Origin of the sequence: Massilia sp. TWR1-2-2, assembly GCF_049897565.1 — a bacterium.
Taxonomy (GTDB): Bacteria; Pseudomonadota; Gammaproteobacteria; order Burkholderiales; family Burkholderiaceae_D; genus JAFCUW01.
In genome coordinates this window covers 129,272-141,385 of sequence record NZ_JAFCWM010000013.1, presented here as the reverse complement: position 1 = coordinate 141,385, position 12,114 = coordinate 129,272, and the positions used below count along the sequence as shown (strand labels likewise).

The window sequence follows — 12,114 nt, the reverse complement described above, 5'->3', positions numbered from 1 at the left end:
GAAACTCTCTCAGAGCCAGGTGTCGATCAAGGCAGCCAGCGGCAATACGGGGATCAGGGCGTCGATCCGGTCGAGCACGCCGCCGTGGCCAGGCAGCAGGCGGCTGCTGTCCTTGGCGCCGGCGCGGCGCTTCAGTTGCGATTCGAACAGGTCGCCGACGACGCTGGCGGCAGCGATCAACAGCAGTATAGCCGTCAACCCGGCCCAGCCCAGGCTCGCCTGCACGCGCACGGCGAAGGTGTCGGCCAGCGCCGGGCCGCCGAACAGCACCGACAAGCTCGCCAGCAGCACGACGGCGATGGCGCCGCCGATGGCGCCTTCCCACGACTTGCCCGGCGAAATGGTCGGCGCCAGCTTGCGCTTGCCGAACGCGCGGCCGGCGGCGTAGGCGCCGATGTCGGCGATCCATACCAGCACCATCACCGACAGCAGGTACAGCGGCGAATGGCGGTACAGCACCACGATGGCGGCAAAGCAGGCGACGATGGCAACGGCGTACGTCATGCTCAGCAAGGTGTTGCCGCCGCTGTCGAGCGCCGGCAGGCCGATCTTCAGCGACGGCACCAGCCGCAGCAGCCAGACCATGACGCTGATGACGAACCAGAACGTGGCCTGGCGCGGCTCGGCGTAGAAGAAGGTGTAGCAGAACGCCGCCGCCCAGAACACGCTGATGACGAGCGCGTTTTTCGAGGCCGGATTGAACAGGCGAAAGCCTTCCCAGATCGCGGCGCCGAAAAACAGCGTGACGATGACGGCAAAGGCGATTGGATTGTTGAAGTACAGCACCGGCAGCAATACCGCCAGCAGGACGATTGCGGTGATGATCCGGGTTTTGAGCATTAGGTCTTCTTTTCGGCGAGTTGGTCGCCGGTGCGGCCAAAGCGCCGTTCCCGGCTCTGGTAGGAGGCGATCGCGGTGTCGAGCGATTCGATTGAAAAGTCGGGCCAGAAGGTGTCGGTGAAGTACAGCTCCGAATAGGCCAGCTGCCACAGCAGGAAATTCGAGATGCGCTCTTCGCCGCCGGTGCGGATGAACAGGTCCGGCTCCGGCGCGTAGGCCATCGCCAGGTGCGCTGCCAGCTGCGCTTCGGTAAAGTCGGTCACGCCCGGATTGGCCGCCACCATCTTGTTGGTCGCCTGCATGATGTCCCAGCGGCCGCCATAGTTGGCGCAGATGGTCAGGGTCAGGCGGCTGTTATTGGCGGTGCGCCGCTCGGCGTTGGCGATCATGTCGCGCAGCTTGGCGTCGAAGCGCGACAGGTCGCCGACCACCTTCAGGCGGATGTCGTTGGCGTGCATCTTCGACACTTCGCGCCCGAGCGCGGTGACGAACAGGCGCATCAGCAGCGACACTTCTTCTTCGGGGCGGCGCCAGTTTTCGGACGAGAAAGCGAACAGGGTCAGGTATTCGATGCCGCGCTCGACGCACGACTCGACGCAGCCGCGCACGGCCTCGACGCCCTTGACGTGGCCGGCGACGCGCGGCAACAGGCGCTTGGTGGCCCAGCGGCCGTTGCCGTCCATGATGATGGCGACATGGCGCGGTACCGCGGCAACTTCCGGCACCGCTGTCGTCGAACTGTTAAAGATCATAAATCCAGACTGTAGTTGCGCATCAATACCGTCGATCTATACCGTCAGCACTTCTTTTTCCTTGTCGACAACCATCCGGTCGACGTCGCTGATGAACTTGTCGGTCAGCTTCTGGATCTCGTCGGTGGCGCGGCGCTCGTCGTCTTCCGACGCCAGCTTGTCCTTGACCAGCTTCTTGACCTGCTCGTTGCCGTCGCGGCGGATGTTGCGGATCGCGATCTTGGCGTCTTCCGCCTCGTTCTTGACCAGCTTGACCATTTCCTTGCGGCGCTCTTCGGTCAGCATCGGCGTCGGCACGCGGATCTGCTCGCCTTGCGACGACGGGTTCAGGCCCAGGTCCGAATCGCGGATCGCGCGCTCGATGGCGGCGGCCATCTTCTTTTCGAACGGCGCCACGCCGATGGTGCGGGCGTCGATCAGGGTGATGTTGGCGACCTGGCTGAGCGCCGTCGGCGAACCGTAGTAGTCGACCGTGATGTGGTCGAGGATGCCGGTGTGGGCGCGGCCGGTACGGACCTTGGCCAGGTCGGCGCGCAAGGTTTCGATCGATTTGCTCATGCGCTCTTGCGCGTTTTTCTTGATGTCAGCGATTGTCATGCTGCTCTCCTGTATCTTCTGGAATTGTTGCTTTTAGGTATTGCGTTATTTTACACGTGAACCAGCGTTCCCTCATCCTCGCCCATGATGACGCGCATCAGCGCGCCCGGCTTGACGATGGAGAACACCTTGATCGGCAATTTCTGGTCGCGGCACAGGGCGAACGCGGTCGCGTCCATCACCTGCAGGTGCTTCGAGATTGCCTCATCGAACGTGATCGATTCATAGCGCGTCGCATGCGGGTCCTTCTGTGGATCGGCAGTATATACGCCATCGACCTTGGTTGCCTTGAGCACGATCTCGGCGCTCATTTCGGCGCCGCGCAGCGCGGCCGCGGTATCGGTGGTGAAGAACGGGTTGCCGGTGCCGGCGGCAAACACGACGACCTTGCCCTCTTCCAGGTACTGCAGCGCCTTCGGGCGCACGTACGGCTCGACGACCTGGTCGATGCCGATCGCCGACATCACGCGCGCGGTAATGCCGGCGTGGCGCATGGCGTCGGCCAGGGCCAGCGCATTCATCACGGTGGCCAGCATGCCCATGTAGTCGGCGGTGGCGCGGTCCATGCCCTGGGCGCCGGGGGCGACGCCGCGGAAGATGTTGCCGCCGCCGATGACGACCGCCAGTTCCACGCCCGCCTTCGCCACTTCCGCCACATCGGCGACCATGCGCTCGATGGTGCCGCGGTTGATACCGTAAGGATCATCGCCCATCAGTGCTTCGCCAGACAATTTGAGGAGTACGCGTTTGTAGGCTGGTTTGGTCATGTAGAGGCTCCTGAGTGACGGTTTATTCGGTTCTGACTGGCCCTGGCAGCCTGGTGGGCCGCGCGGCAGTCGCACCGCCCCGCGCGGGGGGCAGGTGCAGAATTTTACTTCAGTTAAGAAAACGGGCCTTCCGGCCCGCTTGTCAACTTACTGCTTCGAGGCAGCCATTTGCGCTGCAACTTCTGCCGCGAAGTCGTCCTGCTTCTTCTCGATGCCTTCGCCGACGACATACATCGTGAACGACTTGACGGTGGTGTTTGCCGCCTTCAAGGTCTGCTCGACCGACTGCTTGTCGTTCTTGACGAACGGCTGGTTCAGCAGCGACACTTCCTTCAGGTACTTCTGGACCGAACCCTCGAGGCGCTTGGCCAGGATTTCCGGCGACTGCGCCGGCTTGCCTTCAGCGGCGGCCTTGTCGGCGTCTTCCTGTGCTTTCAGGGCGGCGACCGAACGCTCTTTCTCGATCATTTCGGCCGGCACCTGGTCCGACGACAGCGACACTGGCTTCATCGCCGCGATGTGCATGGCGATGTCCTTGCCGATCTGCTCGTCGGCGCCGTCGAATTCGACGATCACGCCGATCCGCGAGTTATGCAGGTACGAAGCGAGCTTGCCGGTGGTGTCGAAACGCTGGAAACGGCGGATCGACATGTTCTCGCCGATTTTACCGATCAGTGCGGCGCGCACGTCGTCGAGCGTCTTGCCGTCGAGCGGCAGGGCCAGCAGCGCGGCGACGTCGGCCGGATTGTTTTCCGCGACCAGCTTGGCGGCGTTGTTGGCCAGCGCCAGGAAGTCGTCGTTCTTGGCGACGAAGTCCGTTTCGCTGTTAATTTCCAGCAGCGCGCCGATGTTGCCGGCGATGTAGGCAACGACCACGCCTTCGGCGGTGATGCGCGACGACGCCTTCGAGGCCTTGCCGCCGAGCTTGACGCGCAGGATTTCTTCCGCACGGCCCATGTCGCCTTCGGCTTCGGTCAGTGCTTTTTTGCATTCCATCATCGGTGCGTCGGTCTTGCCGCGCAGTTCGCCTACCATCGCTGCTGTAATCGCTGCCATGTGTTTCTCCTAATTAGTCAATTCGAATGGGGCGCCGCTCGGGCGCCGCGCGTGATGCATATTCTGTTTAAAAAAAAGGGTGAGCTCGATGCCACCCTTTTTTCAATGATGCGGCGCCGAGGCGCCGCTGTCATTATTACGCCTGCTCGGACACTTCGACGAATTCGTCGCCGCCGGAAGCTTTGACCATGTCGGCCACTTCGTTGGTCGCGCTGGCGCGGCCTTCGATGATCGCGTCAGCGACGCCGCGGGCGTACAGCATGATCGCTTTGCTTGAGTCGTCGTTACCCGGGATGATGTGGGTGACGCCTTCTGGCGAGTGGTTGGTATCGACGATGCCGATGACCGGGATGCCCAGCTTGCCCGCTTCGGTGATCGCGCCCTTGTGGTAGCCGACGTCGACGACGAAGATTGCGTCAGGAACGCCGCCCATGTCCTTGATGCCGCCGATGGACTTTTGCAGCTTGATCATTTCGCGTTCGAACATCAGGCCTTCTTTTTTCGACAGCTTCTCGACCGAACCGTCTTCGATCTGGGCTTCCATGTCCTTCAGGCGCTTGATCGAGGTCTTGATGGTCTTGAAATTGGTCAGCATGCCGCCGAGCCAGCGCTGGTCGACGTAAGGGACACCTGCGCGCTGGGCTTCAGCGGCGATGATGTCGCGCGCCTGGCGCTTGGTGCCGACCATCAGGATGGTGCCGCGCGAAGCTGCTACTTGCTTGACGGTTTTCATCGCTTCCTGATACATCGCCATCGTCTTTTCGAGGTTGATGATGTGGATCTTGTTGCGGTGGCCGAAGATGAACGGCGCCATTTTTGGGTTCCAAAAACGGGTTTGGTGACCGAAGTGGACACCGGCTTCCAGCATTTCACGCATTGTTACGGACATGTATTTCTCCAGGGTTGGGTCTGGAATCCGGTCAGTCACCATTCAGGCACCCTTTGCGACCGGACTCGCGATTTAACAATAATTTGCTGCTGATTTACTTCTTTGCTCGAAAAACCAGATCAAGCAACCCAAGATTCTAACCCGGAATGGGGTTTAGTTCAAGTAAAACAGAAGCCTTGCAGCGCCTCTTGCCCGCTCGGCAGCCCCCCGCACCGTCATTCCCGCGAAGGCGCGAATCCCTGCTGAGCATGCAGCACCGCCCCTGCCAGCTCAGTATGGGTTCCCGCCTTCGCGGGAATGACGATGGTGGGGGGGGGCGCACGCCGCAGGTGACGCTCGCATCGCACTTCCAGTAATAACGACCGGGCCCGAACGTAACGGTCGCACCGCACTTCCCTTATAATGAGCACCATTCTTATTGTTTCTTAGCCGATTGCGATCTCTATGTCCTCTATCTCCATCAAGACCCCCGAAGAAATCGCCGGCATGCGCGTGGCGGGCCGGCTCGGCGCCGAAGTGCTCGATTACATCACCCCGTTCGTCCAGCCTGGCGTCACCACGGGCGAGCTCGACCGTCTGTGCCACGAATATATGACCAACGTCCAGGGCTCGATCCCGGCGCCGCTGAACTACTGCCCGCCCGGCTACACGCCATACCCGAAGGCGATCTGCACCTCGGTCAACGACGTCATCTGCCACGGCATTCCGGGCGACAAGGTGCTGAAGAACGGCGACGTCGTCAACCTCGACATCACCGTCATCAAGGACGGTTTCCACGGCGACAACAGCCGCATGTTCTTCATCGGCGAGCCGTCGATCCTGGCGCGCCGCCTGTCGGAAGTGACGTACGAATGCATGTGGCTGGGCATCTCGAAGGTCAAGCCGGGCGCGCACCTGGGCGACATTGGCCACGTGATCCAGCAGCACGCCGAAAAGCACGGCTACAGCGTGGTGCGTGAATTTTGCGGCCACGGCATCGGCACCGTGTTCCACGAAGAGCCGCAGGTTCTCCATTACGGCAAACCGGGCACGCTCGAGCGCCTGGAAGCTGGCATGATCTTCACGATCGAGCCGATGATCAACGCCGGCCGGCGCGACATTCGCGAAATGGGCGACGGCTGGACCATCAAGACGAAGGACCGCAGCCTGTCGGCGCAGTGGGAGCACACGGTGCTGGTGACCGAAACCGGCTACGAAGTGCTGACCACCTCGGCCGGCACGCCGCCGCCGCCGGCCATTGTTGTCAAGCAGGCGCCCGCGGTAGCGGCGTAAGCCAATGCCGGCCGCCGAACGCAAAGCCGACACGCGCGACCAGCTCAAGGCTCAGCTCAAGGCCGACCGCGCGCTGCTGACTGCCGCCTTCCACGAAGACGGCAAGCCGGAAAAGCTGCTGCGCGCGCTGCGCCAGAGCGTCGACACGGTGCTCACCGTGGCGTGGAACGAAGCCGGCCTGCCGGCCACCAGCGCGCTGGTCGGCGTCGGCGGCTACGGCCGCGGCGAACTGTTCCCCTACTCCGACGTCGACCTGCTCATCTTGCTGTCCGAGCCGGCCGACGCCATCACCCGCGGCAAGCTGGAAGAGCTGGTGCAGCTGCTGTGGGACCTGGGCCTGGAGATCGGCAGCAGCATCCGCACCGTCGACGAATGCATGACCGAGTCGCAGGCCGACATCACGGTGCAAACGAGCCTGCTCGAGGCGCGCCTGGTCGCCGGCGACAGTGCCGTGTTCGACCAGCTGCACCAGCGCTACCAGGCAGCGATGGATCCGCAGGCTTTTTTTCAGGCCAAGACGGCCGAGATGCGCCTGCGCCACGCCAAGTACGAAGACACCGCTTTCTCGCTCGAGCCGAACTGCAAGGAGAGCCCGGGCGGCCTGCGCGACCTGCAGGTGATCCTGTGGGTGGCCAAGGCGGCCGGTTTGGCCAGTTCGTTCGGCCAGCTCGCCGCGCGCGGGCTGATCACCCAGACCGAAGCGCGCGCGCTGATGGAAAAGGAGCGCGCCTTCAAGGACATCCGCGTGCGCCTGCACCTGCACACCAACCGGCGCGAAGACCGGCTGGTGTTCGACGTGCAGGACGCGATCGCCCGCTCGCTCGGGCTGCGCGACAGCGGCGCCGGGCCGAACGCGCGCCGCGCCAGCGAATTTCTGATGCAGCGCTACTACTGGGCCGCCAAGGCGGTCACCCAGCTCAACACGATCCTGCTGCAAAACATCGAGGCGCAGCTGTTCCCGCAGCCGTCCGAAGCGGTCATCATCGACGACTACTTCAACGCCGTCAGCAGCTTCATCGACATCCGCGACGACGACACGTTCGAAAAGCATCCGTCGTCGATGCTGGCGATCTTCGTCGTGATGACCGAGCGCCCCGACATCAAGGGCATGACGGCGCGCACCATCCGCGCGCTGTGGCACGCGCGCGACCGCATCGACGCGCCCTTTCGCGCCGACCCGGTCAACCGCGCGCTGTTCCTGCGCATCCTGCAGGCGCCGGTCGGCGTGGTGCACGCGCTGCGCCGGATGAACGACATGAGCATCCTCGGTCGCTACCTGCCGGTGTTTCGCCGCATCGTCGGCCAGATGCAGCACGACCTGTTTCACGTCTACACGGTCGACCAGCACATCATGATGGTGGTGCGGAACATGCGCCGCTTCACAATGAGCGAGCACGCGCACGAATACCCGTTCTGCAGCCAGCTGATCGCCAACTTCCGCGACCCGTGGCTGCTGTACGTCGCCGCGCTGTTCCACGATATCGCCAAGGGCCGCGGCGGCGACCATTCCAAGCTCGGCATCGCCGACGCGCGCCAGTTCTGCGAGGAGCACGGCATCGATGAAGAAGACACCGAACTGGTGACGTTCATGGTCGAGCAGCACCTGACGATGTCGCAGGTGGCGCAAAAGCAGGACCTGTCGGACCCGGACGTCATTTCCGCGTTCGCCAAGGTGGTCGGCGACGAGCGCCACCTGACGGCGCTGTACCTGCTGACAGTGGCCGACATCCGCGGCACCAGCCCGAAGGTGTGGAACGCGTGGAAGGCCAAGCTGCTCGAAGACCTGTACCGCGTCACCTTGCGGGTGCTGGGCGGCGAGCCGCATTCTGCCGACCGCGAACTGAAGAACCGCCAGGACGAGGCGCGCGCCATGCTGCGCCTGTGGGGGCTGCCGGTGAACGCGCACGAAGCGCTGTGGAACCAGCTCGACGTGGCCTGGTTCCTGCGCCACGACGCCGCCGACATCGCCTGGCAGACGCGCGCGCTGCACGACCGCATCGACGCGCAAAAGCCGGTCATCAAGTGCCGCCTGGCGCCGATCGGCGAAGGCTTGCAGGTGGCCGTCTACATCAAGGACCAGCCGGACCTGTTCGCGCGCATCTGCAGCTATTTCGACCGCAAGAACTTCAGCATCCTCGACGCCAAGATCCACACCACGCGCAACGGCTACGCGCTCGACACCTTCATGGTCACCGAGCAGAATTTCGCCAAGAGCTACCGCGACATCATCAACCTGATCGAGCACGAACTGTGCGAGCTGTTGACGTCGCAGGCGCCGCTGCCGGGGCCCTCGCACGGGCGCCTGTCGCGCCTGTCGCGCACCTTCCCGATCACGCCGACGGTCGACCTGCGGCCCGACGAGCGCGGCCAGCACTACCTGCTGTCGATTTCGGCCAACGACCGCACCGGCCTGTTGTACTCGATCGCCAACGTGCTGACGCGCTACCGCATCAACGTGCACACCGCCAAGATCATGACGCTCGGCGAGCGCGTCGAGGACGTGTTCCTGGTCGACGGCGCCGTGCTCTCCAGCCAACGCAACCAGATCCAGCTCGAAACGGCGCTGCTGGACGCCTTAAAAGTTTAAAGTTTAAGTTTAAGTAAAGACGACCGAACCAATGAGTGAACTGTTACGCCTCTCCAAACGCATGTCCGAACTCGGGCTGTGCTCGCGCCGCGAAGCCGATGAATGGATCGCCCGCGGCTGGGTGCGGGTCGATGGCCAGGTTGTGTCCGAACTGGGCAGCAAGGTCATTCCCGAGCAGAAGATCACGGTCGAGCGCCAGGCCGCCGCCGAGCAGTCCAAGCGCGTCACGGTGTTGATCAACAAGCCGATGGGCTACGTCAGCGGCCAGGCCGAAGACGGCTACACGCCGGCGATCGCGCTGATCAAGGCCGAGAACCGCTGGCCGGACGACCCGTCGCCGGAGCAGTTCCACCCGACCCAATTGCGCTCGCTGGTGCCGGCCGGCCGGCTCGACATCGATTCGGTCGGCCTGCTGGTGCTGACCCAGGACGGCCGCGTGGCCAAGACCTTGATCGGCCAGGACACCGCGATCGAGAAGGAATACCTGGTGAGGGTGCAGTACAGCAAGCCGGGCACCCTGCCCGACTCGGACCTGAAGAAGCTGTGCTTCGGCCTTTGGATGGACGGCAAGGCGCTGCTGCCGGCCAAGGTGCGCTGGCAGAACGACGACCAGCTCAGTTTCACCCTGCGCGAAGGCAAGAAGCGCCAGATCCGCCGCATGTGCGACATGGTCGGGTTGAAGGTCATTGGCCTCAAGCGCGTGCGCATCGGCAAGGTCAAGCTGGGCGACCTGCCGGTCGGGCAGTGGCGCTACCTGCGCCCGGATGAACAGTTCTGAGCCGCCGATGATCCGTCTTGCCATTTTCTGCGCCGCCGTGCTGCTATGGCGCGGGGCCGCCGCGGCGATGAACTGCCCCGCCGAAGTGCGCGTGAGCCTGCCGAACTTCGAAATCGCGCCGTACGTGCTTGGCACCGACGAGGTACCGGAGCCACCCGGGTTGCTGGTGGAATGGACCCGCGCTGCGCTGGCGCGAAGCGGATGCAAGCCGCGCATCGTGGTCGTACGGCGGCCGCCGAATCGCCAGCTGGCCGAACTGGCCAGCGGCCAGATCGACGTGCTGCCCGGCTTCTCGTTTGTCCCCGGCGTCGACAGTGAAATGGCGTTTCCGATGAAGGATGGCAGCGTCAATCCTGGCCTTGCGCTACTGAGCGACAGCGTGTCGCTGTACGTCCGCGCGGGCGACGCGCGCGTTCATTGGGACGGCGTCACGCTCACGAGCCCGAATCGGCTGGTCGGTAGTTCGACCGGTGGCGGCGCCACCGCGGCGACCGCGCGCTCGCATGGCTGGTCGATCGAATCGGCGCCAACGCCGCAGGCCGATGTCCGCAAGCTCATCGCCGGCAGGGTCGACGTCATCCTCGAGCCCGACGTTGTGGTGGGCCCCTATTTGTCCGGCGCCGAGGCACGCGCGGTGCGCCGGCTGCTGCCGCCGGTACGGGAGACGCAGCGCTACGCACCGGTTAGCAAACGATTCCGGCGCGCCTACCCCGAATTTACCGCCCGTTTCTGGCGCGAGCTGTGCGGCCAGTCGCGCCGCGGCACGCCGTCTGAGCGGGCGTGCTCGTGATGCGGCGTTCTGGTGTCAGGTCTGACATTCGGACATTTCATTTTCCAAATGTCCGAATGTCAGACCTGACACCAGTGTTTCATTGCGCGCAGCGGTGCCCGATGGCATTGCGTTGGTGACCAATTATCAATGGCGCGCTCTTGCCGCGCCTTTTCTCCAGGAGCATCGATGCATCGTTTTCCTCTTTTTGCCGCCTGCCTCGCACTGACGAGCCTGAGCGCGGTCGCGCGGCAGCAGCCGGTGGTAGCCGAAGCGCCGCTGCGCGCCCATCTGGCGTTTCTTGCCGACGACCTGCTGGAAGGACGCGGCACCGGCCAGCGCGGCGGCGATCTGGCGGTGCGTTACCTCGAAACGCAGGCGGCGGCAATTGGCCTGAAGCCGGCCGCCGGCAAGAGCTACCGGCAATCGGTGCAGCTGGTGGGGACGAGCACGCTGCCAACGAGCACGGTGCGTTTCGAGGTGGCCGGCAAGGTCATCGCGCCGGCGCTTGGCAGCGCGATCTTGCTCGGCAACGCCAACGGCAACGCCGCGGTGCGCTTCGATGCGCCGGTGCTCTTCGCCGGCTACGGCATCGACGGCGCCGACGAGCGGTGGAACGACTTTCGCGGCGTCAACGTCAAGGGCAAGCTGCTGATCGTGATGGTCAACGATCCGCGCCCGACCGCTGCCGAGCCGAATCGCTTCGGCGGCAAATCGCTGACCTATTACGGCCGCTGGATGTACAAGTACGAGGAGGCGGTGCGCCAAGGCGCGGCCGGCATCCTGCTGATCCACACGACCGAATCGGCGTCGTATCCATGGAGCGTGCCGGCCACCAGCTTCAGCCACGAACGCTTCCAGCTGGCCGGCGCCGGCAACGCGCTGCAGGGCTGGATTCATGAGGACGCCGCCCGTACGCTGTTCGCCGCCGCCGGCAAAGACCTCGACGCACTGCGCGCCCAAGCCGAGGTGCGCGGCTTCAAGCCGGTCGACCTGGGGATAGTCGCCCACGCCGCAGTCGACAGCACCATCCGGCAGGTCGAGCAGTTCAACGTCGCCGGCCTCGTGCCGGGCACCGACCCGGCGCTGAAAGACCAGGCGGTGATCTACTCGGCGCATTGGGACCACCTCGGCATCGGCGCGGCGGACGGCAAACCGGACCACATCTGGAACGGCGCGATCGACAACGCCTCCGGCTCGGCCGCGCTGCTGGCGATGGCGCAGGCGGCGCTGGCAAAGCCGGCACGCCGCACGCAAATCTTCCTGTGGCCGTGCGCGGAGGAGCAGGGCCTGCTCGGCGCCCTCGCGTATGTGCGCAACCCGTTATGGCCCCTGGCGAAGACGGCCGCCGACCTGAACCTCGACAGCATGAATTTTGTCGGCAAGACGCGCGACATGGGCGTGGCCGGCAGTGAACGCAGCAGCCTGCACGCAAGCGCCGAGCAGGTGGCCAGGCGCATGGGCCTGCGTCTGGCGCCCACCGTGCCGGACCTGGGCGGCGCCTACTTCCGCGCCGACCATTTCATGTTCGCCAAGGCAGGTGTTCCCGCCTTTAACGTCGGCTCGGCGGTGTTTTCCGGCGACGGCTCGTTCGCGTTCGCGACCGATCCGGACGCCTCGCGCGCGCGCATGGTCGCCTTCAAGCAGGACTACCACCAGGTCAGCGACCAATACAATCCGGACTGGGACTTGTCGGGCATGGTGCAGCAGGCGCAGTTCACGCTGAACCTGGGCTACGCGGTGGCGAACGCGACGGCGCTGCCTGTCTGGAATCGGGATGACCCGCTCGGCAAAGTAAAGCGCTGAC

The 12,114-nt window shown here is 64.3% G+C and carries 11 protein-coding genes; 5 read left to right on the top strand and 6 right to left on the bottom strand.

Features of this window, described 5'->3' with window-relative positions:
• Positions 1-9: 9 nt before the first annotated feature.
• The 6 genes from ACP7DD_RS14450 to rpsB form a co-directional block, all read right to left on the bottom strand.
• Positions 10-840 carry a phosphatidate cytidylyltransferase gene (locus ACP7DD_RS14450; protein WP_426175518.1) on the bottom strand — a complete coding sequence of 277 codons (831 nt, stop codon included), beginning with the start codon at positions 838-840 and terminating at the stop codon, positions 10-12.
• Positions 840-1,592: a polyprenyl diphosphate synthase gene (gene uppS / locus ACP7DD_RS14445; RefSeq protein ID WP_426175517.1), complete on the bottom strand. Its 753-nt coding sequence runs from the start codon at positions 1,590-1,592 to the stop codon at positions 840-842. Before uppS ends, ACP7DD_RS14450 begins: the two co-directional genes overlap by 1 nt.
• 36 nt (positions 1,593-1,628) lie before the next feature.
• Positions 1,629-2,189: a ribosome recycling factor gene (gene frr, locus ACP7DD_RS14440; protein WP_099787783.1), complete on the bottom strand. Its 561-nt coding sequence runs from the start codon at positions 2,187-2,189 to the stop codon at positions 1,629-1,631.
• A 50-nt stretch (positions 2,190-2,239) separates the two neighbouring features.
• Entirely contained in the window at positions 2,240-2,956 is a 717-nt protein-coding gene (pyrH, locus tag ACP7DD_RS14435) for a UMP kinase (protein WP_426175516.1), read from the bottom strand.
• 147 nt (positions 2,957-3,103) lie between these two features.
• On the bottom strand, positions 3,104-4,012 hold the full coding sequence (gene tsf, locus ACP7DD_RS14430) for a translation elongation factor Ts (RefSeq protein WP_426175515.1): 909 nt from the start codon (positions 4,010-4,012) through the stop codon (positions 3,104-3,106).
• Positions 4,013-4,148: 136 nt separating this feature from the next.
• On the bottom strand, positions 4,149-4,901 hold the full coding sequence (rpsB, locus tag ACP7DD_RS14425) for a 30S ribosomal protein S2 (RefSeq protein WP_426175514.1): 753 nt from the start codon (positions 4,899-4,901) through the stop codon (positions 4,149-4,151).
• A 444-nt stretch (positions 4,902-5,345) separates the two neighbouring features.
• Between rpsB and map the strand changes: the two genes are divergently transcribed.
• The 5 genes from map (at position 5,346) to ACP7DD_RS14400 (ending at position 12,113) form a co-directional block, all read left to right on the top strand.
• Positions 5,346-6,173 (top strand): type I methionyl aminopeptidase, encoded by an 828-nt coding sequence (map, locus tag ACP7DD_RS14420; protein WP_426175513.1) that lies wholly within the window; start codon positions 5,346-5,348, stop codon positions 6,171-6,173.
• A 4-nt stretch (positions 6,174-6,177) separates the two neighbouring features.
• Positions 6,178-8,760 (top strand): [protein-PII] uridylyltransferase, encoded by a 2,583-nt coding sequence (locus tag ACP7DD_RS14415; protein ID WP_426175512.1) that lies wholly within the window; start codon positions 6,178-6,180, stop codon positions 8,758-8,760.
• 31 nt (positions 8,761-8,791) lie between these two features.
• Positions 8,792-9,538, top strand: a complete 747-nt coding sequence (locus tag ACP7DD_RS14410; protein WP_426175511.1) for a pseudouridine synthase — start codon at positions 8,792-8,794, stop codon at positions 9,536-9,538.
• Positions 9,539-9,545: 7 nt separating this feature from the next.
• A complete protein-coding gene (locus tag ACP7DD_RS14405; protein ID WP_426175510.1) occupies positions 9,546-10,328 on the top strand; it encodes a hypothetical protein in 783 nt (260 codons plus the stop codon).
• Positions 10,329-10,496: 168 nt separating this feature from the next.
• On the top strand, positions 10,497-12,113 hold the full coding sequence (locus ACP7DD_RS14400) for a M28 family peptidase (protein ID WP_426175509.1): 1,617 nt from the start codon (positions 10,497-10,499) through the stop codon (positions 12,111-12,113).
• The last annotated feature ends 1 nt before the right edge of the window (position 12,114 follow it).